General features: G+C 71.7%; 19 protein-coding genes. 6 read left to right on the forward strand and 13 right to left on the reverse strand.

Going from position 1 to position 22349, the window contains the following annotated elements; all coding sequences use genetic code 11:
• Positions 1 to 19: 19 nt before the first annotated feature.
• Both WMF14_RS25580 and WMF14_RS25585 read right to left on the reverse strand, forming a co-directional pair.
• Entirely contained in the window at positions 20 to 3604 is a 3585-nt protein-coding gene (locus tag WMF14_RS25580; RefSeq protein WP_437790239.1) for an SNF2-related protein, read from the reverse strand.
• Between the two features lie 37 nt (positions 3605 to 3641).
• A complete protein-coding gene (locus tag WMF14_RS25585; protein ID WP_437790241.1) occupies positions 3642 to 4190 on the reverse strand; it encodes a DoxX family protein in 549 nt (182 codons plus the stop codon).
• A gap of 76 nt (positions 4191 to 4266) precedes the next feature.
• Here WMF14_RS25585 and WMF14_RS25590 point away from each other — a divergent pair, with 76 nt between their 5' ends.
• On the forward strand, positions 4267 to 5745 hold the full coding sequence (locus WMF14_RS25590; protein ID WP_437790242.1) for a PLP-dependent aminotransferase family protein: 1479 nt from the start codon (positions 4267 to 4269) through the stop codon (positions 5743 to 5745).
• Between the two features lie 166 nt (positions 5746 to 5911).
• Positions 5912 to 7135 carry a serine/threonine-protein kinase gene (locus WMF14_RS25595; RefSeq protein ID WP_437790243.1) on the forward strand — a complete coding sequence of 408 codons (1224 nt, stop codon included), beginning with the start codon at positions 5912 to 5914 and terminating at the stop codon, positions 7133 to 7135.
• A gap of 144 nt (positions 7136 to 7279) precedes the next feature.
• On the opposite strand, the gene WMF14_RS25600 is transcribed toward WMF14_RS25595, so the two are convergent.
• The 5 genes from WMF14_RS25600 to WMF14_RS25620 are packed head-to-tail and all read right to left on the reverse strand — an operon-like array spanning position 7280 to position 10717.
• Positions 7280 to 7654 (reverse strand): hypothetical protein, encoded by a 375-nt coding sequence (locus WMF14_RS25600; protein WP_272093476.1) that lies wholly within the window; start codon positions 7652 to 7654, stop codon positions 7280 to 7282.
• Between the two features lie 52 nt (positions 7655 to 7706).
• Positions 7707 to 8279, reverse strand: a complete 573-nt coding sequence (locus tag WMF14_RS25605; RefSeq protein WP_437790244.1) for a hypothetical protein — start codon at positions 8277 to 8279, stop codon at positions 7707 to 7709.
• A complete protein-coding gene (locus WMF14_RS25610) occupies positions 8251 to 9054 on the reverse strand; it encodes a ParA family protein (RefSeq protein ID WP_272093478.1) in 804 nt (267 codons plus the stop codon). Before WMF14_RS25610 ends, WMF14_RS25605 begins: the two co-directional genes overlap by 29 nt.
• The gene (locus tag WMF14_RS25615; RefSeq protein WP_272093479.1) at positions 9051 to 9926 is read right to left on the reverse strand and encodes a DUF4388 domain-containing protein; all 876 of its coding nucleotides are present in this window, start codon (positions 9924 to 9926) and stop codon (positions 9051 to 9053) included. Before WMF14_RS25615 ends, WMF14_RS25610 begins: the two co-directional genes overlap by 4 nt.
• Positions 9926 to 10717, reverse strand: a complete 792-nt coding sequence (locus WMF14_RS25620; RefSeq protein ID WP_437790246.1) for a TRP-like protein — start codon at positions 10715 to 10717, stop codon at positions 9926 to 9928. The genes WMF14_RS25615 and WMF14_RS25620 overlap by 1 nt, the downstream gene beginning before the upstream one ends.
• Before the next feature lie 662 nt (positions 10718 to 11379).
• On the opposite strand from WMF14_RS25620, the gene WMF14_RS25625 reads away from it, so the two are divergent.
• Both WMF14_RS25625 and WMF14_RS25630 read left to right on the forward strand, forming a co-directional pair.
• Complete coding sequence (locus WMF14_RS25625) at positions 11380 to 12153, forward strand: hypothetical protein (protein WP_437790248.1); 774 nt, start codon at positions 11380 to 11382, stop codon at positions 12151 to 12153.
• A 384-nt stretch (positions 12154 to 12537) separates the two neighbouring features.
• The gene (locus WMF14_RS25630) at positions 12538 to 14031 is read left to right on the forward strand and encodes an RCC1 domain-containing protein (protein ID WP_437790250.1); all 1494 of its coding nucleotides are present in this window, start codon (positions 12538 to 12540) and stop codon (positions 14029 to 14031) included.
• A 221-nt stretch (positions 14032 to 14252) separates the two neighbouring features.
• Here WMF14_RS25630 and WMF14_RS25635 read toward each other — a convergent pair whose 3' ends face one another.
• The 4 genes from WMF14_RS25635 to WMF14_RS25650 all read right to left on the reverse strand — a co-directional run bounded on the left by WMF14_RS25635 (position 14253) and on the right by WMF14_RS25650 (position 17959).
• Complete coding sequence (locus tag WMF14_RS25635; RefSeq protein ID WP_437790252.1) at positions 14253 to 14843, reverse strand: Uma2 family endonuclease; 591 nt, start codon at positions 14841 to 14843, stop codon at positions 14253 to 14255.
• Positions 14844 to 15256: 413 nt separating this feature from the next.
• The gene (locus WMF14_RS25640) at positions 15257 to 16435 is read right to left on the reverse strand and encodes a hypothetical protein (RefSeq protein ID WP_437790253.1); all 1179 of its coding nucleotides are present in this window, start codon (positions 16433 to 16435) and stop codon (positions 15257 to 15259) included.
• 167 nt (positions 16436 to 16602) lie between these two features.
• Positions 16603 to 17001, reverse strand: a complete 399-nt coding sequence (locus WMF14_RS25645; RefSeq protein WP_437790255.1) for a hypothetical protein — start codon at positions 16999 to 17001, stop codon at positions 16603 to 16605.
• A 439-nt stretch (positions 17002 to 17440) separates the two neighbouring features.
• The gene (locus WMF14_RS25650) at positions 17441 to 17959 is read right to left on the reverse strand and encodes a MarR family winged helix-turn-helix transcriptional regulator (protein WP_437790257.1); all 519 of its coding nucleotides are present in this window, start codon (positions 17957 to 17959) and stop codon (positions 17441 to 17443) included.
• Between the two features lie 44 nt (positions 17960 to 18003).
• On the opposite strand from WMF14_RS25650, the gene WMF14_RS25655 reads away from it, so the two are divergent.
• A complete protein-coding gene (locus WMF14_RS25655) occupies positions 18004 to 19509 on the forward strand; it encodes an FAD-dependent oxidoreductase (protein ID WP_437790258.1) in 1506 nt (501 codons plus the stop codon).
• A 43-nt stretch (positions 19510 to 19552) separates the two neighbouring features.
• Here WMF14_RS25655 and WMF14_RS25660 read toward each other — a convergent pair whose 3' ends face one another.
• Both WMF14_RS25660 and WMF14_RS25665 read right to left on the reverse strand, forming a co-directional pair.
• Positions 19553 to 20440, reverse strand: a complete 888-nt coding sequence (locus WMF14_RS25660) for a hypothetical protein (RefSeq protein ID WP_437790260.1) — start codon at positions 20438 to 20440, stop codon at positions 19553 to 19555.
• 145 nt (positions 20441 to 20585) lie between these two features.
• A complete protein-coding gene (locus WMF14_RS25665; protein WP_437790262.1) occupies positions 20586 to 21251 on the reverse strand; it encodes a hypothetical protein in 666 nt (221 codons plus the stop codon).
• Between the two features lie 363 nt (positions 21252 to 21614).
• Here WMF14_RS25665 and WMF14_RS25670 point away from each other — a divergent pair, with 363 nt between their 5' ends.
• Positions 21615 to 22343: an SGNH/GDSL hydrolase family protein gene (locus WMF14_RS25670; protein WP_437804301.1), complete on the forward strand. Its 729-nt coding sequence runs from the start codon at positions 21615 to 21617 to the stop codon at positions 22341 to 22343.
• The last annotated feature ends 6 nt before the right edge of the window (positions 22344 to 22349 follow it).

The raw sequence follows: 22349 nt of genomic DNA on the forward strand, positions 1-22349 counted from the left end.
CTTCAGCCAAAGCACTCCGTCACGGACTCGGAGGGCTTGAGTCCGAGAGCTCGCCGTCCCCGCCCTCGCCGCCGTCCGGCCCCCGGAGCTGCGCCGAGAGCAGGCCGACGAGCTCCTGCGTCGAGAGCTTGCCGGCGGCTTCCTTGCCGCCGAGCACCTGGGCCACGAGCGAGCGCTTCTCCGCGTGCAGCGACAGCATCTTCTCCTCGATCGTCCCGAGCGCCACCAGGCGATAGATGGTGACCGGCCGCCGCTGACCCAGGCGGTGCGCCCGATCCGACGCCTGATCCTCGACCGCGGGGTTCCACCAGGGGTCGAGGTGGATCACGTTGGTGGCCGCCGTGAGGTTGATGCCGAAGCCCCCCGCCTTGAGCGAGATCAGAAAGAGCGGCGCCGACCCCTCCTGGAACTCGCGCACCCGCTCGGCCCGGGCCTTCCGGGGCGTCTCGCCGTCGAGGTAGACGTACGCGACGCCGCGCGCCTCGAGCGCCTCGCGCACCAGCGCGAGGTGCGACGTGAACTGGCTGAACACGAGCGCGCGCTGCCCCTCTGCGCACAGCTCGTCGACGAGCCCGAGGAAGCGCGCGAGCTTGGACGAGTCGAGCGCCGAGCGCGCGTCGTAGAGGCGCGGGTGCGAGGCGAGCAGCCTGAGGCGCGTGAGCGCCGCCAGCACCTCGACGCGCCGCTCCTGCTCGCGCCGGACCGCCCGGCTCGTCTCGAGGTCGGATAGCGCCGCGAGGCGCGCGTCCTCGTACAGCTGCCACTCGGCGCCCGAGAGCACGACCGGCACGCGCACCTCGGTGCGCGCCGGCAGCTCGGCCTCCACCTGCGCCTTGGTCCGCCGGAGGAGGAACGGGGCGAGCACGCGCCCGAGCGCGGGCCCGGCGGCGGGGTCGATCTGCCGCTCGATCGGCATGGCGTAGCGGTCGCGGAACGCGTCCCAGCCGCCGAGGAGGCCGGGGAAGACGAGCGCGAAGAGGCTCCAGAGCTCGCCGAGGTGGTTCTCGATCGGCGTGCCCGAGAGCGCGAACCTGAAGTCCGCCTGGAGCGCCCTCGCGGCGCGGAAGCGCTGGGTGGTCGCGTTCTTCAGGCTCTGCGCCTCGTCGAAGACGACCGTGGCGAAGCGCCGCGCCGCGAGGCGCGCGGCATCGCGCACGAGCAGGCCGTAGCTGAGCACCATCACGTCGCCCGGGCCGAGCCGCGCGAGCGCGCCGTCGCGATCGGCCTCGTCCGCGTAGACCGTGAGGCGGAGGGAGGGCGCGAAGCGCCGCGCCTCGTCCTGCCAGTTGAAGGCCACCGAGGTGGGCGCGACGACGAGCGCCGGCCCGCGCTCGCCGCGCTCGAGCAGGACGGCGAGCGCCTGCACCGTCTTGCCGAGGCCCATGTCGTCGGCGAGCACGCCCCCCGCGCCCCAGGCAGCGAGCCGCACGAGCCAGCGGTACCCGTCGAGCTGGTAAGGGCGGAGCTCGGCCACGAGCGCCGCCGGCGCTGCGGGGCAGAGCTCGCCGGCGGCCACGACCCGCTCGACGAGCCCCCGGAACGCGCCGTCCGCCTCGAGCGCGGCGCCGGCCCGCTCGAGCTCCCACAGCACCATGGCGGCCGAGGGGCCCACCGAGAGGCCGTGCCGGGCGTCGTGGACGTGATCGGCCAGGCGCTCGAGGTGAGCGCGCAGGGCCTCGCCCAGCTCCACGTAGGTGGTGGCCTCGACCTGCACGTAGCGCTCGTGGCGGCGCGCCGAGTCGAGGAGCCGGGCCAGCTCCACGCGCTCTCCCGCGACGCTCAACCCGCCGAGGACGCCGAACCACTCGCGCCGCTTCTCGAGGACGACCTTGAGCGCGCGGGGGCCGCCGTCGCCCACGACCCGCAGGGGCTCGCTGACCCACTCGAGCTCCGGAGGCGGCTCGCGCCGCGCGCAGGCTGCGAGCAGATCGAGCGCGCCCTGCGCGCTGGCGAAGCGGTAGTGGAACGGGCGGTCCTCGAACGGCTCGGCGCCGGCGAGCGGGAGCTCGGCGGCGAGCGCGGCGGCGAAGTCCTCTTCCCGGCGCAGGTCGCGCACCGCGTGCAGGGCCCGGTCGCCGCGCCGCACGTGGACGTCGCGCGCGCCCGCGCCCGGCACGAGCGGCGGGGCGTCGGCGAGCGGCCGCACGCGCAGCTCGACCTCCACAGCGCCGCGCGGCTGGGCCGTGAGCCGCAGCACCGGGAGCAGCTCCGGCGGGACCGACTCGCCCATCACGCTGCGCGGCATGGCCACGGGCACGCGCAGCGCCCACCGCGAGAGCGCGGCGAGCAGCGCGCCGTGGCTCTCGGGCGGGAAGACGTCGCCCTCGCGCACGAGCACGTCGAGCAGCGCCCGGATCTCGGCCTTGACGTCGAGCAGCGTGAGCCGCCGCGCGCCCTTGTCCCAGTCCCAGAGGAACAGCACCTCCTCGGGCCGGGCGCGGCGCGCGCGATCGAGCAGCGCAGGGGGCAGCGCCGTGCCCTCGACGCCGGCGCTCACCCGCACGGCGCCGTGGCGCTCCTCGGCCACGACGCCCACCGGCGCGCGCTCGATCCTCACGGCCACATCGGGCGCCTCGTCGAGGAAGAGGCGCGGGTGGCCGATGAGCGCGTCGAGCAGCGCCCGCGAGGCGAAGGCGTTGCCCTCGGGCAGGAGCGACGCGATGCGGGCGTCCTCGGCGGAGAGCTTGCCGCCGTGCTCCAGGAGCAGGCGCTTCTTGCCGAGCCGCGCCCCGGCGCCGCGCTGCCCCTTCTTGCCCAGCCTGTGGATCCAGGGCGCGACCACCACGCCGGCCGCCTCGACGACATCGAGCCGGAAGGCGAGCTCGACCCCGCCGCGCGCCCCGGGGCCCTCGTCGAGGGCCCTGTCGAGCGCTTGCAAGGCCCGCTCCCAGGCCGGGCGGCCGAGCTCGTCGAGCGCCTGGAAGAAGGCCTCGCTCGGGGGCTGGCGGAGCCAGAGCAGCGCGGCATCGATGGCCGCGAGCACGTGGACGCAACCGCCCGCGCCGCAATCGCACTCGGCGCGGAGGGCTCCGGGCGCGAGGATCAGCCGCGCCTCCGGCCTGACGAAGCCGGCGCCCGCGCGGTGCGCCTCGAAGGGCCGCGGATCGTCGAGGCGAAAGCCGGGGAGCGCGGCGTCGAAGCGCAGCGCGGCGGCCCGGAGCGCCCGCTCGGGGCGCGGGGCCGCCGCGTCCGGCACGCGCGCGCGCAGCTCGCAGAGCCGCTCGTGCGCCGACAGGGCCCGCGGCTCCTCGGGCGCCCGCAGCAGCGACGGCGCCGCGGCGCGCGCGAGCGCGGCGTCGTCGCGCTCGTCCTCCAGGAAGCGAGCGACGAGGGGCGGCAACACGTCGCGCAGGCGCGAGGGCGCGAGCCACACGAGCGCGCTCGCGAGCTCCTCGGCGCTCGCGAGGTCGATGAGGCGCCGCCGCGCGCCGAGGAGCTGCAGCTCGGGCCAGAGCGTGGGGTCGACGCGCGGCGCCACCGCCTCGAGGCTCAGCCGGGCCAGGTGCGCGACGCCGTGCTGCGCGAGCCACGCGAAGAGGGCCGCGCGGGTCTCGAAGGGCGCCGCCGGCGCTGCGGGAGGGACGGCCTGGGTGTCGCCTGGCATGACAGGCGGCGTAACGTCGTCGGTGCGAGGGCGCGGTTCAAGGGGTTCTGGCGCGCTGGCCCCCGCGGGCGAGCGCGCCGAAGGGCACGGCGGGCGCGGCCGCGAGCAGCAGCGCCCCGCCCGCGGCCGTGTAAACCGAGTAGGAGAGCACCGCCTCGACGCCGCGCCCCGAGAAGGTCATCGCCAGCGCGAACGCGAGCAGCAGCATCCCGCTCGCGAACGCGAGCGCCCGCGTCCACACGCCCGCGAGCAGGCCGACCCCGAGCGCCGTCTCCAGCGCGGTCGCCGACCAGGCGAGCGCCGGGACCATCCAGGCCGGCGCCCACGGGTTGATCGCGCCGGTGTACGCGACGAAGCGGCCCCACTCGCCCCAGGCCACGTTGCCGGTGCCCGGCGGGCCCCACAGGCCGAAGCGGTCGGCGACCGCCGACAGGAACGCGGCGGCGAGGCCCAGCCGGAGCAGCAGCGCGCTCGCCCAGGCGAAGCGTGGCGAAGCCCACGGCGGGGCGAGGCCTAGCCGGTGGGCGGCGGCGAGCGCGTCGGCTGCAGGGTCGGCGGGGCGCGGGGCGGAATGCGAGATCGTCATGGCTCCTCTTTCGCCCCGGAAGCTGGCTCCGGGGTGGTCCAGTGAGGAGGTCCATTTCTGGCATGATGGCTGGACCATGCGCCCGTGGACCTTCCCCGTCTCGCTCGACCCGGGCTCGGCGGAGCCGCTGTTCCTGCAGATCGCCCGGCGGATCGCCGCGGACATCGGCCGCGGGAGGCTCCGGCCCGGCGCGGTCCTGCCCGGGTCGCGCACGCTGGCGAAGACGCTCGGGGTGCACCGCAACACCGTGCTGGCCGCGTACGACGAGCTCGAGGCCGAGGGCTGGCTCAGCTCCGCCGAGCGCAGCACGCGCGTCTCCGCGGCGCTGCCGCCGCGCCCGCGCGGGGTGGCAGCGCCCCGGGGCGAGCTCGGCTACGACCTCCCTGCCCGCCCGGCGTGGCGCGCCTTCGCGCCGGATCCGGCGCGCCGGGGCGTGCTCCACTTCGGGGCGGGGCTGCCCGACCTCCGCCTGGCGCCCGCCGACGAGCTGGCCCGGGCGTACCGGGCGGCCGCGCGGGCAGGCGGCCGGACCGCGCTCGGGTACAGCGATCCCCGGGGCGACGTGCACCTCCGGCGCGCGCTCGCTTCGCTGCTGCGGGAGACGCGCGGGCTCGCGTGCGACGAGGACCACCTCCTCGTCACGGCGGGCAGCCAGGGCGCGATCGACCTCGTCGCGCGCCGCCTCCTCGGGCCGGGCGACGCGGTCGCCGTCGAGGACCCTGGCTACCCGCCGGCCTGGGACGCGCTGGCGTCGACAGGCGCCGAGCTCCTGCCCGTCGGCGTCGACGGCGATGGATTGCGCGTCGACGCGCTGGAGGCGCTCGCCGCGCGGCGGCGGGTGCGGCTCCTGTACCTGACGCCGCACCACCAGTTCCCGACCACGGTCACGCTCTCGACGGCGCGGCGGCTCCAGCTGCTCGACGTCGCGCGCGCGCGGCGGATCGCCGTCCTCGAGGACGACTACGATTTCGAGTTCCACTACGATGGCCGCCCGGTCCTGCCGCTCGCGGCCACGGACATGGGCGCGGTGATCTACGTCGGCACGCTGTCGAAGATCCTCGCGCCCGGGCTGCGCCTCGGGTGGGTGGCCGGGCCGCGGCCGCTCGTCGAGGCGCTCGCGGCGCAGCGCATGCGCGCCGACCGGCACGGCAGCCCGGCGCTCGAGCGGGCCGTCGCCGCGCTGATCGAGGACGGGCTCCTCTCGCGCCACGCGCGCAAGATGCGGCGCGTGTACGAGGCGCGGCGGAATGCGCTCGCGGAGGCGCTCCGGGCCGAGCTGGGCGGCGCCGCGGAGCTCGCCGTCCCGGCCGGCGGGATGAGCCTCTGGGTCTCGTTCCCCGAGGGCGTGGACGCCGAGGTCGCGGCGCGCGCCGCCCCCCGGCACGGGGTGGGGTTCTACCCCGGCGCGCGCTTCAGCTTCCGCGGGGGCGAAGCGCGCGCCGCGCGGCTCGGGTTCGCGTCGCTCGATGAAGGCGAGCTGCGCGAGGCGACGCGCCGGCTCTGCGCCGCCCTGCGCGCCCGGCCCGACATCCAGCGCGGCCGTACGACCTTGTGAGCGCACATCCCCGATTGGCACTCTGCTGGAGGTGCGCTGTCCGGGATTCCCAGGGTCCCATGTTCGCGATACGCTCTGGGGATGCCCCGGTCCCTGACCCCAGCGCGTCGCCCGAGAGGGACACCGACGTGGCTGGGACGCAGAGGCGGCACGGAGGTGCTCGATCGTGTTCCATCCTTCCTCGTTCGATTCACAACCTGACTCCCAGAGGAGAGACAGCGCGCGCGCGAAAGGAGCGCTCGCTGATCGACCGGCAGACTCCCGCCCCGCCTCGTCGCGCCGCTCCGTACGGCTGCGAGGCCGCCTCATCGACGGGCGTTACCAGGTCGATCAGCTGCTCGGGCGCGGCGCGATGGGCGAGGTCTGGCGCGCGCACGACGGCGTCCGGCGCGCCGATGTCGCGCTGAAGTTCCTCACGGTGGCGCGCGGCGGGCGCAACGTCGACGCGATCGAGCGGTTCCGCCTGGAGGCGCGGGTCGCGGCGCAGCTCGGACAGAAGACCCGCGGCGTCGTCGCCGTGCTCGACGCCGGCGAGGACCCCGCGGCGGGCCCGTACATCGTGATGGAGCACGTGCGCGGCAGGTCGCTGCGTCAGCTGCTGGAGGAGCGAGGCACGATCCCCGCCGTCGAGCTCGCGTCGTTGCTCCGTCAGCTCGGAGAGGCGCTGTCGACGGCGCACGGCCTCGGCGTCGTGCACCGGGACATCAAGCCGTCGAACATCCTGCTCGTCGAGGGGAGCGACGGCCATCTCTGCGCCAAGATCACCGACTTCGGGATCGCCAAGTGGGTCGGCCAGGATCGGCCGGCCGATTTCCGCCGCCGCACCGCGGACGGCGTGGTGCTGGGCACGCCGGCCTACCTGAGCCCGGAGCACACGTGTGAGGGTCTTGGCGGCCCGCAGCTCGACATGTGGTCGCTCGCGGTCGTCGCGCACGAGGCGCTGACCGGGCGGCAGCCGTTCCCGGGCCGCAACCTGGCCGCGGTGCTCGCGGCCATCCTTGTCAGCGGGCGCCCCCCGCTGGCCACGTTGTGCCCGGGAGCGCCGCCCGCCCTGGAGGCGTGGTTCGCGCGCGCCTTCGCCATCAGCCCATCGGAGCGGTTCCCCAGCGTCCTGGCGATGATCTCCGCCTTCGAGGCCGCGGCAGGGGTAGCGGTGGCGCCGCCGCCGGCCGCGGCGCGGGGGCGGCGCTGGCGCGTCGCTGTGGCCGGGGTGGCGGTGGCGCTCGGTCTCGCGGTGCCCGCGGCGCTGCTCTGGGAGCGGTCCGGGAGCGACGGCGCGCGCCGCGCGGATGAGGTGGTCCGCGACGCGGCGCGCGCTGCCGCCCGCGTCGCCGACGCCGCGCAGGCAATGACAGCGCGCCTCCTGGAACGCCAGCGCACAGCGCCCTGATCGCGGATTTCGCGCCGCGTCCGCCTCGTCAGGACGCGGGCGGGGCCGTCCAGGAACTAAGTCAAGCCCAGGCTCGATGGGGGCCCGCGATGAACAGGCCGACCCAGACGTCGCGCGGTGGTGGTGATCGGGCGGCCGAGCAGCTCAGCGCTCGCTCGCGTGCGCGATGGTCTCGATCATGCGCGGGATGGCCACGGAGATGAGGATCCCCAGGTTCGCCCGCTTGTTGTCCACCAGCATGCCCTGGAGCAGATTCCCGTGGTTGAGCACCACCACGGTGTGGTTGCCCGCCATGTCGAGCAGGTAATACCGCCCTAACGGAGGGAAGTTCGAGTCGCGCAGCGAGCTGTCCAGCTCCTCGGTGATGCGGGTGAAGAGGGCCACCGCCACCGGTTGCTGGTTGAAGCCGGCGAGCGACAGGCCCGCCGAACGTTCCCAGATGTCGGTGGCCAGCAGCCCGTCGCGGAGGATGTTGCGGAGATCATGGACTGCGGCCTCGAGGACTTTGGTATCGATCATCGTGCTTCCGTCGCTCCTGGGCGCGCGCGCCCGCATTGAAAACCCGGATGTACTACAGCCCGCGCAAGGTCGTCGCGAGCGCCTCCTTCAGCTGCTCGAACGACCGCGTGGAGAGAGCCTCGTCGCCCACGGTGCCGAGGCAGAAGCCGCCGCGCGCCGTGCGCGCCTCGACCCAGGACATCATCTGCGCGCCCAGCCAGAGCGCGCCCGCCGTGGCGTCGACGCCGGGGATGCTGCGGACGCCGACCAGCGCCGAGAGCAGCGGCCCCACGAGGGACACGTGCGCCTCGGAGATGCCGTGCGCCGCCAGCGTGAGGCCGTTGTCGTCGGCCACGAAGGCGCCCACGCACGCGTGGTGATCGAGCGTCCAGGCGACGAGCGCGTCGAGCCGATCGGCCGGGTTGTCGGAGGTCTGAACGAGGCGCGGCACCTCCTTCACCTCCTTGGGCACGTCCTTGGGCGCGGCCTTCGCCGGCGCGGGCGCCGCCTTCGCCGGCGCGCCGGCGCGCGCTGCCCCCATGGCGCTCACGAGCGCCGCGGGCTCCCGCGACCGCGTCGCGCTCACCCGCGCGAGGAGCGAGCTCACCCGCTGCGCGTCAGTCCACGAGACGGATCGGACCGTCATCCTCGCCTCCTGCGTTGGAGCCCAGGCGCTCCTCGATCTCGGCCACCAGCTTGTCGAACACCGCGGAGACCGCGGGCGGGCGGCGGCTCAGCAGGCCGAGCGGCACGCCCGCGCGGCTCGCCTGGAGGAACGTGCTGTCGCGCGGGACCGCGGTGTCGAAGACCTGATCGCGGTAGAGGGACCACAGCTCCTCCAGCGAGGCCAGCATCACCGGCTCGCGGAACGAGCTCATGGTGCCGACCACGCCGAGGAGGGAGCAGGCGGAGCCGATGTCGCGGAGCCGCGCCAGGAGCTCGAGCAACCGGGGCATGGCCCGCAGCGCGAGCGGCTCGCACTGCGCGACGGCGATGACGCTGTCCACCTCCTCCAGCGTGAGGCGCGACATCCCGCCGAGCCCGGCCGGCGTGTCGAAGAGGACGAGGTCGAAGTCGCGCTGGCTCTGCTCCAGGATGCGCCCCACGATGTTCGCCTCGCGCGCGTTGATGGCGAAGCGATCCTCATCGAGCGCGTCGACGGGGCCCATGGGCAAAAGACAGAGCTCCGGGAGCCGGGTCTTCACCAGACCCTCGAGCGGGGGGCCGCCGCGCGCGAGGCTCGCGGCCAGGCCGGGGCGGTCGCTGACGCCGTCGAGCGACATGCCGATGGCGCCCTGCAGATCCGTGTCGACGAGCAGGGTCCGCGCGCCTCGGCGCGCGAAGGCGAAGGCGCAGTTGAGCGCCACGGTGGTCTTTCCGACTCCGCCCTTGAGGCTGGCGAATGCGATGGATCGGGTCATCTTGGGTATCCGAGCTTGCGTAGCTGTTCCAGGTTAGCGCGCACGAGGCTGGATGCGGGATCGAGCGTCGAGAGGTCGATGAGGACGCAGGCCGCCTCGCTGTAGCTGCGTTCCATCAAGAGGCGCCGCGCGTCGGCGTTGAGCTGCTTGATGCGGGCCGCGCGCTGCTCCGGCGAGATGAGCGCGATCTCGATCCGCCTCGACGAGATCGGCGGCGGCGCCTCCACGCTACCTTCGTCGATCCGGCGCAACGAGTCGAGCACCAGCTCCGCCAGATCCTTGAAGATGGTGCGCTCCTTCGTCGAGCCGACGGCGGGGGTGACGCGCACCCGCATCTCGGGGCGGATGAGCCGCGCGAACGCCTCCTCGCCCACGCCGAGGCCGTCGAACGCCGTCCACACCTGGCCGCGCCGCACCTCGATCAGACCCACGTCGGCGCTGGCGTTGCTGACCACGAGGACGTGCGACTCGCCGGACATGCAGATCATCTGCAAGAAGTCGACGGGCACGAAGTTCATCCCGATCGGCGCCGACTGGGCGCCCGCGGCGTGCGCCATGAGGATGAGCGTCTCCTCGGCGATGGGCCACGTCACCCGCGTGGTGCCCGCCGCTCCCGGGACCTCCACGCCATCGTTGACGGCGAGCACCAGCCGCGCCGTGCGGCGGAGGAGCTGCGCGACGGCGTCCTCCGGCCCACCCGGGAGCGACGGCGCGTAGATGATCAGCTCCGCGCTCTGCACGCCGTCGAGGGCTTGATCGAGCTCCTCCCAGGTCGCGGCGCCGAGGGCGCTCACCGGCGCCTGCCCGGCGATGACGCGGATGCACCGCATGCGCTCGCGCAGATCGGGAACAGCGACCACGACGATGGCCATCAGCCTCCGGTGTCGCGCCGCACCCGGCGCAGCATGACCGACGACGCCGTATCGCCCGGGCGCATGCGCGCGCACGCCTCGAACGCCTCGACCGCAGCGTCGTAGCGGCGCTGCACGAACGCGGCGGTACCGCGGGCGAACGCCTCGCGGTAGAGCCGATCCTCCTCGGTCTCGTACACCCGTGGCGTGAACGGCGCGCTCGCGGGGGGGGTCGGCGCGCTCGCGGGGGGCGTTCGCGCGCTCGCGGGGGGAGCCTCCGGCGGTCGCCGCTCCAGGCCGCGCTCCGGCATCGTCGGCGGCCCCGGATCGGCGCCGGCCTCGGACGGCAGCGTGTCCAGCTGCGGCCTGAAGGAGACCGACGGCCGGTCGCTGAACGGCGACGCCACCTCCCTCCCCGTGTAGAGGCCGACCAGCACCTGCAGCGTGCGGAGCCGCCCGAGCGGGCACATTTGAATGATGTCGTCGAACGTCGAGGAGCCGTCGATGTACCGCGTCACCAAGAGCGCGTCGGGCGAGCGGCCCGCCGACACCGGGATGGGCCCCGCCACCTGATCGAGGCCGCCGAGCCGCTTGGCGTAGGCGCCGGCGAGGAACTCTTTGATCCGCTCGATGCTCGCCTGCAGCTCGCGATCGCCGGGCGACTCCGCGCGCGCCCGGTACAGCACCGCCAGCGCCTCCTCGTAGCGCTTCTCACGGACCAGCCGTACAATCTCCGCCCGCATGGGCGCGCTCTTCGGGACCGCGCGGCTCTCGGGCTCCACCATCAGCGCTGAGTCGAGTTGGTCTTTCACGGCACAACCGGCAAGCTACATGCCTCGACCGCCGGCATTCAAGCTGTTTGGCTGCACCTTCGCGGAGGCCGTCCTCGGTCAGCGCCGTCGATACCGGCTCGCCATCGTTCAGGTACGCGTGTGTGGGACCAGCCAGCACCCCGCCAGAACATTGAGGGCTGCGATCATGGGTCCCATGAAGGCCGGGGAGACAGAGGACGAGGCAATGACAGCCGCCCGCTTCCGCATTCGGTCCATTGAGTCACCGCGCGCTCTCGGGCGTTCCGACGGGTCAATCGTCAGCCAATCGATGACGTCGCAAGCCGTATCGCACCCCAACGCCGGTTCGCCCACCGGCCGCCGTTTCAAATTTGAATGGTGATCCAAAGATAGTGGGTGCAACTTACGCCGGGCGTGCGCTACAGTGGATGCACCGGCTGGACGCACCCCGCAGCGTTGCAGAAACGTCTGAGGTGGTTGGTGGAAAATTCCAATAACTAAGCTCGGAATGCAGCGCGAGGGGGATGCGCAGGATTTCAACCGAGGTGAGGTCCAGCAGCAGCGTGCATGCTCGGTGCGCCGTGATCTTGTCTTGAGGCCTCTCGAGGCGCTCGCGGCGCTTGATTTACGTAAACAGAGGGATTGTTCAACCAACTGACACGCAGCCGAAAAGGAGATCGCTCATGCGGCAGGTCTTGCGGCACATCTTCGAGAAGAAGCAGGCATACGCTCGTCTACCCCTGTTCGAGCGCATGCGAGACGAACGGCTCGATCCGAGCGAGCGGCTCGCCTTCTATCCATGCATGGCGTACTTCATCCTGAGCTTCGGTGATCTGAACAAATTCGTACTACGGGAGGAGCACCCGGCGGACGATTACCAAGAGATGGTCAACGCCCACACGCGCGAGGACGACCATCACTGGCCCTGGTACCTGGAGGATCTGTCAAAGCTCGGCCACGACGTCGAGGGCCGGGCCACGGACCTGCTGCACTTCCTCTGGGGCGAGGAGACGATACAGAATCGGATCCTCACCGCGCGGCTCACCGCGCTCATCAAGGGCACGACGGGCCTCGAGCGGCTCGTCATCATCGAGGCGATCGAGGAGACCGGCAACGTGCTCTTCGGGGCGATGCTCCCGCTGGCGGAGGCCCTGGAGAAGCGCCTCGGCACGCAGCTGCGCTACTGCGGCTCGTTCCATTTCGAGCGCGAGTCGGGCCACGCAGTGAACGCCGACCACGCCGAGCTCGCGCGCATCCCGCTCGACGCGGAGACGCGCGCGCGGTACATCGCGCTCGCGGACGAGGTGTTCACGATATTCGAGCCGTGGACACACGAGCTCTTGGCCTATGCCCTCGCACACCCCGTGGGCGCCCCCGTGGCCGACCCCGAAACGGACGGCGTGAGCCAGGTGATGACCCGGTCGTCGGTGCTCGCCGCGAGAAGCACCGCCGCGTGAAGCACCGCGGTTGAAGCCTTTCCGGCCGCGGAGGCACCGCGCCCTCCGCGGCCCCCCTCCCTCCGGTGCTTGCCACGCGCCGCGCGCGCTGCGCAAGATGCTCAAGCCAATCTTGCACCGATGGTGATCGCCGTTGAAACGGCGAGGGAGCGCACTTACGGGCAGCTGCCGCTCGCACAGCTGTTGCAGCTGCCCCTGATGCCCGGAGCCTTGCCGCTCGCCGGCGCCCGCAGGCTCTGCTGAGATCACCCACGCTCGGTAGGTGCGCGCCGAAGCGCCCCTGAGGCCTCAGGGAAAGCGGGGACATCGGTGATCGGGACTCAACTGGACTTCTTGTCTTCCGTACGGTAAGGGTGTGCAAAAAGACGCCAGGAGCGTAACCGGATGCTTGAGATGAAGAGGAACACCCAGACGCGACCGAACTTCTGCTCCTTTTTGGTCGTCGCCACCACCCTCGCTGCGGGGGCAGGATGCGCCGCTCCCGACCGGCATTTCTCGGACAGCGGCGCGGGTGGCGGAACGGGCGGCGGTCCGAGCGAGGCACAGGGCGGCGGGGGCGACGGCGCGTCCGGCGGGGTCGGCGGGGACGCCTCCGGCGGGGGCGGCGGGGGCGCGTCCGGCGGTGAGACGTCCGGCAGCGTGGGCGGAGGCGGCGGAGGTGATCCTGGATGCCAGATCCCGGCAGACAGCCCCACGCTCGCCGACGCCGTCATGGTGGCTGCGGGCGGCAGCCATACGTGCGCGATCCGGCATGACGGCTCTCTCACCTGCTGGGGGGACAACTCGTTCGGCCAGCTGGGTGTTCCGCAGGCGATGGCGGTCTCCTCGAGCACGCCGGTGAGAGTGCAATTTCCCGCGTCGCTCGGCACGGCGACGATCACGCAGATCGCGTTGACCGAGCAGGCGACCTTCGCCATCGACAGCCAGCTCCGACTCTGGGCCTGGGGAAACAACGAGACCGGCATCCTCGCGAATGGCACCAAAGACTCGATGGCCCACGACGCCCCGGCGATCGTCAATGACGGTACGGCCCCGCTGCTCGTGCGCAAGATCGCGCCCGAGTGGTACTCGGCGTGCGCGCTCACCTCGACCAGCAGCATTTACTGCTGGGGGGCCAACCTGTTCTCGAGCCTCGGGCCGGAGGCGACCGGCGAGGAGAGCCTCGTCCCGGTGAAAGCGTTCAACTTCACCGCGACGGCCGGTCCGAGGGCCATCCTCGCACCGGGCATCGGCTCGATAGGCAGCTGCTTCTCGACCGGGGCCGCGGAAGACGGGCTGCGTTGCTGGGGCGCGATGGGCGGCGGATATATCCTCACGAACACCCCGGCCGGCTCCGAGGGCGGCGCGAACTACAGCGCGCACACGCCGCTCATCGCGGCGGGAGCGACGCTGCCCCTCTCCGAGATCTCCTACGGCACGAACTTCGGCTGTGCGCGCGACGACGTGGGAGGCCTCTTCTGCTGGGGGACGAACAACAGCTCAGGTCAGCACGGCGCCGAGGCTCCCCCGGCCGGGACGGCGGCTGCGATCCCGGGTGTCTGGGGTCCGATGTCCACCGGCTACGTCTTCGTCTGCGCGATCGACGACCAAAGGCAGCTCCGCTGCCGTGGCAGCAACGAGCAAGGGCAGCTCGGTCGCAGCACGCCGACGAGGGCCGATAACACGCGGATGGAGCCCGTCGTGCTTGGCGACGGCACGGCCCTCGCCAAGGTCGTCGCGGTGAGCGCCGGCTTCTTCCACACGTGCGCGATCGTCGAGGGGGCGTGCGGCCCCACGGGCCCTGGCCAGGTCCTGTGCTGGGGCAAAGGCACCCTGGGTCAGCTCGGCGACGGCGCCGCGACGAGCTCCGCGATCCCCGTCGAGGTGAAGACGCCCTGAGCGCGACGCCCCCGGCAGTGTACGAGTACTCACGTTCGACGATTATCGGGACATCGACATCGAGCTCGCTTGGCAAACCGACGCGGCGACTTTCCGATGATCTCCGCCTTCGAGGCCGCGGCAGGGGTGCCGGTGGCGCCGCCGGCAGCGGCGCGGGGGCGGCGCTGGCGCGTCAGGGCGGGCGGGGCCGTCCAGGAACTCTGGCGCGCCGTCCAGGAACTCTAGCGCACCCAGAGGACCGAGAGATCGAGCTCGATCGCCTCGAAGGGCTCGACGCGGACGCGAGCGGCGTCGCGGTGGACGACGGCGGGCCCCCAACCCCGACCCGAGGCGAGCGAGAAGACCTCCAACGTCCGCGCGATCGGGTCGACAAGCCACGCGTGCCGCATGCCCTCGCGCGCGTAGATCGGCATCTTCTCGTCGCGGTCCACTTCCTCGGTCGAAGGGCTCAGCACCTCGCAGACCCAATCCGGAGCGAGCGGGAAGAAAGCCGTCGTGGGCAGCTCGGGCATGCGTTCTCGACGCCAGCCAGCGATGTCCGGTACGACCGCCTCCACCTCGCCCGGCTGCGCTGGGTCCGGGAAGCGCAGCTCGGGCTCGTCCAGGATCCACCAGCCGCCAGGACCCCCCTTCCCTGCATCGAACGGACCGCCAAGCTCGATGCCGAGGCGGGACGATGCGCGGGCATGAGGCGGCGCCGGCCTGGGGAACACGTGCAAGGTGCCCGCGATGAGCTCCGCCACCTTGTTCGGCGGGACGGCTTCGAGGTCGGCGTACGTCGCGCGGCGCTGCTTGGCGGCGGGCTGGCCCATGGCGGAAGCCTGCCCGGGGACGCGCGGCGCGGCAAGGCAACGACGAGCAGGGGTCCGGCGGCGCGCCGGCCGGGGCGCTCATCGACGCGGGGGACGACGGCGACCGCCAGAGCCAACCAGGGCGCGTGCGTGTGCGGGTCCGGCGGCTCGCTGCTCGGGCACCTGCAAATTATCGAACAGTCCACGAGCGCCCCCTATCGCCGGTGAGAGCGAAGCTGGAGCAGGGTGAGCGAGAGAACCTGCTCGAGTTTGAAGAAGCGTGCCCTGGACAAGCATCGTAATTTGGCCGGGCAGACATTCCAGCTCATCGACGAGGCGCACGCAGCGGTTCGGGAGCAGCCGCGAGAGCCGCCCGGGCGCAGCGCGATGCTTGACGAACGTTTGGAGCCTCGAGGCCGGTTGGGCGCTCGCGGCTAGTCGGCGAGCTGCCTGGTCCACGCGATGTAGACATCGTAGCGGGGGGGATACGCGACCGTGGGCGGCTGGGCGGCGCGGCGCTGGAAGAGCTCCAGGGCGTGCGCGGCGAGGCCACGGCTGATCTCCGCCGCCTCCGACGCGGTGACGGCCGGCGGACCGGGCTCGTTCTTGAGGCGCCGCTCCGCGAAGGGGTGCGCGCCTTCGGCGACCTGGCGGAACACCTTGGCGGCCTTCCACGAGGCGATGGCGCAGAGATCGTCCACGTGGCTGTCCGCCCGCACCCAGGGCGAGCGCAGGTGCCCCGAGGCGTCGGCGATGGCGCGCAGGCGCAGCAGCGTGCGCTCCGCCTCGGCCGGCTCGTTTGAAGCGAGCAGGGCCTCGTAGCGCAGCGGCAAGAGCCCTGGAATCGCCACGCCATACGCCAGCAGGATGCCGAGCATCGGCAGCGCCTCCGGGTAGGCGGCGCGCGAGACCAGGCGCGTCACCCAGCGCTCGATCACGCCCATGGCGCCCTCGCGCCAGAGTCCCACGCCCTGGCGACACACGGGCACCACGCGCTGCACGAGCAGGCGATGAATGCCCAGCACCTTCGTCGGGTTCTCGCGCAGGGCATCGCGCAGCCAGTAGAGCGCCTCCAGGCGCTCGAGGGGCAAGGGGCTGGCCAGGAATTCGAGCGGTATCTTCACGAGCTCCACGGTCGAGAGCGCGCTCTTCCTCGAGAAGGCCTCGTGCTGCGCCGCCGGGATCGCGCCGCGGACGAACGGGTGCTCGCCGTGGATCGACTCGGCGAAGGAGGCAGAGCATCGACACGCGAGGGCCTCGAGCGCATCCGGCAGGGACGCCTCGAGCGTGCGCAGCGCCGACGCCACGGCGTCCGCCTCGAGCAGGCGCTGCATCGGGGCCCACACCGCGCCATCGAAGTCGGAGAGCGTGGGCAGCAGGACCTCGAGCGCTCGCGCGCGCTCGTCCGGCAGGGCTTGCACCCAGAGCCGGCCGCACAGGCGCTTCCACTCGGACGCGTGCTCCTCGAGCACACCGCGGCTCGTGGTCAGACGGATCCTCGGCCCGTCGAGGCTCGCCTCGTACGGAGGCGCCTCGTCGCCGGGCGCGAAGCTCTCGCCGAACGCGGAGATCAGGCTGTGGATGGCATCGACCGGCGACGGCGCGGGAGGCACGACCTGGTGTATATCCGCGGCCGCCGCGGGCCGCCAGCGTGGCCCTCCTCGTCGAAGCACCTCGGTGAGATCGGACAGCGCCTCGCGGCGAAGGCCACCTGCGCGGCGGACTCCCGGAGGGTGAGCTGGGGATGGATCACCCCATCACCGCACGCAGCGAGGACCTGTCAGCAGAGATATGCGTAGAAATTCCCGAGGGAGCGAAGCGGCTCCACCATTTCCTGCTTACCGCCCGCCAGAGCCGATTGCCTCCAGCGAATCGCTCGGTCGAGCATGGCTGCAATCCTCCGCTCCAGCTCGGGATCCCTCGTGAGCGGCGCCCAGAGACGCATGCCTGCACCGTCGACACCTGCGCCACCGTAGGCGACCCAGCTGGCGGGATTCTCCCGCCTGAACTGGAGCAGAAACCTGTGAGCCGAGCCGTCAGAGAATTCCAGACTATTGATCGTGCCCGATCGCCACGTGACCAGGTCAACCATGTCGAGCCCGCTCATCACGGTCGAGCGCCAGGTCGCTCCCAGATCACTCGAGCTCCTGACGGCCTCGGGCACGAGCCCGTCACCCACGCCGAGCTCCACCGACGGCAGCACCCCCACGAAAGCCCAGGTGCCGAACAGTGCGCCGCGACGGTGGGAGCCTCGCAGGAGCTCCCCACAGTCGCAACGAATCGTCCACCGCCCTTCGTCCAACCGCACCGGCTTACCGAGGAGCGATGCGAGCGGCAGGCCACAAGCGTCGCATGCCGTGGGAGGTCGCCAACCGTGGACCCCCTTGCGCGCACCGAACGGAAGCCGCGAGAAACAGTTGTCGCAAAGGCTGATGCCTTCCAGCTGGATGCTTCCCGCTGTAAACGGGCACTCGATGTGCGCATGGTGCAAGGCGGTGGCAGTCACGCGTTCCAGGTGCCCACTCCTTTACCGAACCCGGTCACTGGACCGGGGACCAGGAAATCCACTCCACAGCCTGCGGGCACCACGACGGCGCCGCAGGAGGCCTGCGCCCACCTCAGGTCTTGTCCGTTCCGCCTGACGGATCCATCAAGTCGTCCACGAACCGCCGCATCAGGCGCACCAGGTCGCTGAAGTCTTCCTCACTCCACTTGGCGAGGATAGGAGCCGCAATCCTCTGACGGGCGGCGTCCAAGGCGTCCGTCATCTGCCGCCCCTTGTCGGTGATCACCGCCTCATGGATGCGACGATCAGCCGGGCTCGGTCGACGTTCGATCAGCCCCAGGCTCTCGAGCTTTGCGACCTGGCGGCTGACGGTCGTGTAATCCCGCCCGGCTCGCTCCGAAAGGTCGACCACGCCGATCGGCCCGAAGCGCTCGATCCCCACCAGCAGCGGAAAGAGGGCTCGATCCAGGGAGATGCCTGCCTCCGCGAGCAGCGCCTGATCGCGCTGCGGCTGATTCATGAGCGCGGTCAGATCGACCATGGCTCCGTGGAGCTCGCGGAGCTTCTTTTTCACAATCCGTGTATTTTGCACAAATTCCCTTGACGCTTCGGGAGGCGCGACTATATGCATAGTACACATATCCGAGACGCAGTCCAACAAAAACGGAGGTCTCAGTGGAGTCTAATTTTTCGACGGATGTCCTGATCGTCGGCGCAGGTGCTGCTGGGTTGACCCTCGCCATCGAGCTCGCCCGTCGGGGCGTCGCGTTCCGGCTCATCGACAGGCTGGACCGGCCATTTCCCGGCTCGCGCGGCAAAGGGATCCAGCCGCGCAGCCAGGAGGTGTTCGAGGATCTGGGCATCCTCGACCGCGTCGTCGCGATCGGCGGCCTGTACCCACCCCCGCGGGAGTATCGCGACGACGGAGGCTACGAGGAGTCGCAGATCATGGAGCCTCAGGACCCGACGCCTGGCGAGCCCTATCGCCTGGCGCTCCTCGTGCCTCAATTCCTGACCGAAGCCGCGATGCGCGAGCGTCTGGCGGAGCTCGGGAAGTACCCGGAGTTCGGCCGCGAGCTGAAGAGCTTCGAGCAGGATGGCGAGGGCGTCGACGCCCGCATCGCCGGCCCGACGGGCGAGGAGACCGTCCGCGTCCGCTATCTCGTCGGAGCGGACGGCGGCCGCAGCGTCGTACGGCAGGCGCTCGCGATCGGCTTTCCCGGCAAGACGATGGGGGTGCGCGCGGTCGTCGCCGACGTCGTCCTGGATGGGCTCAGCAGGGCCGCCTGGCATCGCTTCAACCATGGGTCGATGGAGAAGCAGATGTCGCTGTGCCCGCTCGCCGGCACCGACATGTTCCAGTTGCAGGCGCCGATCCCGCCGGAGGGCGATGTGGATCTCTCCGCGGAAGGCCTCACAGCGATGGTCACGGGCCGCACGGGCCGAGGCGACATCGTGATCCGCTCGGTCTCCTGGGCCTCCGCCTACACCATGAACGCGCGCCTCGCCGACCGTTACCGGGACGGGCGCGTCTTCCTCACCGGCGACGCCGCGCATATCCACCCGCCGACGGGTGGGCAGGGACTCAATACGAGCGTGCAGGATGCCTACAACCTCGGCTGGAAGCTCGCCGCCGTCCTGGCAGGTGCGCCGGAGGCGCTGCTCGCGACCTACGAGGAGGAGCGGCGGCCGATCGCCGCGGAGGTGCTCGGCCTGTCGACGAAGCTGCTGGAGGCGGCCAAGCGAGGCGACATGCGCCGCGGTCGCGAGATGCATCAGCTCGATCTCGGGTATCCGGAATCGTCGCTGGCCATGGAAAAGCCGAAACGCAGCGGCGGCATCCTCGCGGGCAACCGAGCGCCGGACGCGCCCGTCCGCGGCGCGGCGGGGATGCCGACACGGCTCTTCAAGCTCTTCCAGGGTCCGCATTGGACCTTGCTGGGTTACGGCGTGGACCGGCTCTCGCCCGTCGAGCCGCGCCCCGGACTCCACATCCACGCCGTCGGGCCATGCGGCGACATCGTCGATGAGGGCGGCCATCTCCGCGCTGCTTATGGCGTGTCGCTCGGCGACTGGGTGCTCGTCCGGCCGGACGGATATATCGGCGCCATCGTGTCGTCCGATCATGCACCGGCCCTGGAAGCCTACCTTGCCAGCGTCGGCCTCCGCTCACGGGGATGACACGTCAGGGCCGTTCAACGAGCCAGCGGCGCGGCCCCTCGCGTCAGGGAAGACGGAACATCGACCAGGGTACCTGGACGCCGGTACCACCGTTCTGGCCGATCAGGTTCGCGGTCTCCGTTCCGGGGTCCAGCGTGATCGACGAGATGTAGCGATCCCCCGTGACCATCACCGGGCCCTTGACCAGGTTGTTCTGCGCGTCGTACCCGGTCACGCCGAAGAAGCTCTCGTTCTCGACGTCCGAGTACACCCAGAAGGTGAGCTCCCCGCAGCGCACGATCGGGCACGGCGTGGTGAGGCAGGTGATCTTCCAGCCCGCGGGCGGCGTGGGCAACTCGTCTGTCGCGCTCGCGACGCTGGGAACACATACGACGCATTCCAGGCTCCCCTCTGCGCCGGAGCAGTCGTGGTCCAGCGCGCAGGCGTTTCCGCACGCCCCGCAGTCCTTGGCCGTGTCCAACGACGCGCAGTAGGCGGGCTGCCCGCCGCTGGCGGGGCACTTCGTCTGCTGCGGTTCGCAGACGACGTCACAGGTGCCCTCGGCGCACACCTGCGGCGTCGCGCACGCGTTGTCGCAGGTGCCGCAGTGCTCCGGATCGGTCGCGAGGTTCGTGCAGATCGTCGTGCCTCCCTGGGAGCACGCGTCCGGGATCGTCGGCGGGCACACACACGCGCTCTCCGAGCACGCCTGGCCATCGCCGCACTTCACCCCGCACCCTCCGCAGTTGTTCACGTCGCTCGTCGTGTCGGCGCAGTAGGTGCTCGCGACCGGCGGACACGCCGTCGGCTGCGACATGGGACAGCTGAGGCTCCCTCCGGAGGAAGACTGAGCGCTCGTCCCGCCGTCGCCGTCGTCTCCGCACGCTCCGAGGACCACCGCCGCCAGCACGATCGAAGCACCCATCACGAGGCCATTCCGGCATGTACGCATCACGGCAAACCTCCCATTATCGGCTCAAGCTACAACGGGTGCTCGCCACACCACAAGACGACCGGCCGCCAGGACCCCGGCCGGCTCGTTGCCTGAGAGCCACCTCACGTGCTCGAGCAACGCCTCGCCGTCCCCGAGCTCCTCCCTACCCGAGGAGCGGCTGGAACACGTCGGGCAGCACGCCTCGCTCCGCGGCGCCGCGGAGCGCGTCGCGGCAAGCGGCGCACGTCGGCACATGCTCGCGGTAGCTCGACGTGAGGCCATCCGTGCGGAAGATGCCGGCAGCCGCGGCCTCCGTGTCCGGGTGGACGTGGAGCTGGACGGGCACGCCGAGCGCGTAGAGGGGCGCGCCGTCGCTCCGCAGCACGTAGAGCGAATAGGGCGTGTCATCGCGCGTGCGCCACCTGTCGATGGAGAAGAGATACGGCGCCTCGCTCGCGGCGCCGGCGTGCCGGCGAAGAAAGCACAGGTCGCCCGCGTAGGAGACGAGCTCGTCGAGGTCCGTCGCCACCGCGACGGGGATCGGGTGCTCCAGCCATCGCTCGAGCGCGAGCCACACGGCCCCGAGGACCGCCGGATCGGCCGCGGCGTGCTCGTCCACCACGAACGCGCGGTCCGCGGCGCTCGCCTCCGAGGGGCCGCGCACGCCATAGATCGACGCCAGCGCCGAGAGCGCGATCTCGGCGTCGAGCGGCGCGCCGCCTCGCTCCTCGTCGCACGCCGCCGCGAAGGCCGCGGCGTCGATCTGGGTCGCGAGCCCCGCGCGGCGCAGGCTCGCGAGCGCTTCCTCGGCGCGGAGAGGGGTCGTCATGTGCTCATGTCATCCATCGATATCCTCCGTCCAATGCCGCCGCGGGATCGCGGCGCATCCCCGAGGCACCCTCGTTCGATGATGCACGATCCCGCCCTGGAAGGATACTCCCGCGCCGGCCCGGGTCCGTTCAGGGCTGCAGCGCTCTGCCGTGGATCTCGCGGACGCCGACCTTCCCCTCGACCGTGTCGAACCGGAGCTCGCTTCCCTTCATCACCTGCTGGGCCGGGGTTCGGGCCGATGCGCGCTGGGAATCGACGGATCGTCCACGTCACCATGCCCCTTGACTGAGCCCTTGGTCAGCCCGCGAGGAGCGATTCGAAGGATATCTAGCCGGGCAATGAAGCGATGCTATCCTTCTTGATGCGCTCTCTCCGCCCGCTCCTCCTGCCGGTTCTGCTCCTGTTCGGTGGGATTCTCCTGCTCGCCTTGACGCTGCTCGGCAGCTCTTCACGGAGCGCGCCCACCGGTGCCAGCGAGGATGTCGCGCCCACGCGCGGGCTCGAGGAGATCCGCTATCTGGCGCTCGGCGACTCATTCACGGCAGGGACGGGGAACCAGCCGGCCGACGCGTTCCCCTCGCGTCTCGCTGAGCTCTGGCGCGCGCAGGGCCGCCGGGTGACCCTCAAGAACGTGGCGGTCAACGGCTACACCACGGAAGACGTGCAAGAGCGGGAGATCCCGGAGGTGGCACCATTTCGCCCTACGTTGGTGACGCTCGCGGTGGGCGCCAACGACTACGTGCGTCGCTGGAGCGCGGACGTCTACCGATCGCGCGTGCGGGTGCTCCTCCGAGCGATCATCGACGCTGGCGTCGGGCCGAATCGGATCGTGGCGCTCCCGCAGCCCGACTGGTCGCTCTCTCCGGCCGCCGCTTCGTTCGGAGATCCGCGGCAGATCGGCGCGGACATCGTCGCCTTCAACACCATCCTGCGCGACGAGGCACGAGCCACGGGCGCGCGCTACGTGGACCTGTATCCGCTCATGCACAGGCAGGCGGAGGCGAAGATGCTCGCCGGCGACGGCCTGCACCCCTCGGCGCGCGCGCACGCCGAGTGGGCGACGGCGCTCTACGAACAGGTAGAGCCCTGAGGTTGC

Source organism: Sorangium sp. So ce693 (assembly GCF_051521375.1).
Taxonomy (GTDB): Bacteria; Myxococcota_A; Polyangia; order Polyangiales; family Polyangiaceae; genus Sorangium; species Sorangium atrum.

Coding starts and splice junctions, on each gene's coding strand:
- WMF14_RS25580 (WP_437790239.1), bottom strand. CDS start 3,604: ATGCCAGGCGACACCCAGGCCGTCCCTCCCGCAGCGCCGGCGGCGCCC.
- WMF14_RS25585 (WP_437790241.1), bottom strand. CDS start 4,190: ATGACGATCTCGCATTCCGCCCCGCGCCCCGCCGACCCTGCAGCCGAC.
- WMF14_RS25590 (WP_437790242.1), top strand. CDS start 4,267: ATGCGCCCGTGGACCTTCCCCGTCTCGCTCGACCCGGGCTCGGCGGAG.
- WMF14_RS25600 (WP_272093476.1), bottom strand. CDS start 7,654: ATGATCGATACCAAAGTCCTCGAGGCCGCAGTCCATGATCTCCGCAAC.
- WMF14_RS25605 (WP_437790244.1), bottom strand. CDS start 8,279: ATGACGGTCCGATCCGTCTCGTGGACTGACGCGCAGCGGGTGAGCTCG.
- WMF14_RS25610 (WP_272093478.1), bottom strand. CDS start 9,054: ATGACCCGATCCATCGCATTCGCCAGCCTCAAGGGCGGAGTCGGAAAG.
- WMF14_RS25615 (WP_272093479.1), bottom strand. CDS start 9,926: ATGGCCATCGTCGTGGTCGCTGTTCCCGATCTGCGCGAGCGCATGCGG.
- WMF14_RS25625 (WP_437790248.1), top strand. CDS start 11,380: ATGCGGCAGGTCTTGCGGCACATCTTCGAGAAGAAGCAGGCATACGCT.
- WMF14_RS25630 (WP_437790250.1), top strand. CDS start 12,538: ATGCTTGAGATGAAGAGGAACACCCAGACGCGACCGAACTTCTGCTCC.
- WMF14_RS25635 (WP_437790252.1), bottom strand. CDS start 14,843: ATGGGCCAGCCCGCCGCCAAGCAGCGCCGCGCGACGTACGCCGACCTC.
- WMF14_RS25650 (WP_437790257.1), bottom strand. CDS start 17,959: ATGCATATAGTCGCGCCTCCCGAAGCGTCAAGGGAATTTGTGCAAAAT.
- WMF14_RS25660 (WP_437790260.1), bottom strand. CDS start 20,440: ATGCGTACATGCCGGAATGGCCTCGTGATGGGTGCTTCGATCGTGCTG.
- WMF14_RS25665 (WP_437790262.1), bottom strand. CDS start 21,251: ATGACGACCCCTCTCCGCGCCGAGGAAGCGCTCGCGAGCCTGCGCCGC.
- WMF14_RS25670 (WP_437804301.1), top strand. CDS start 21,615: ATGCGCTCTCTCCGCCCGCTCCTCCTGCCGGTTCTGCTCCTGTTCGGT.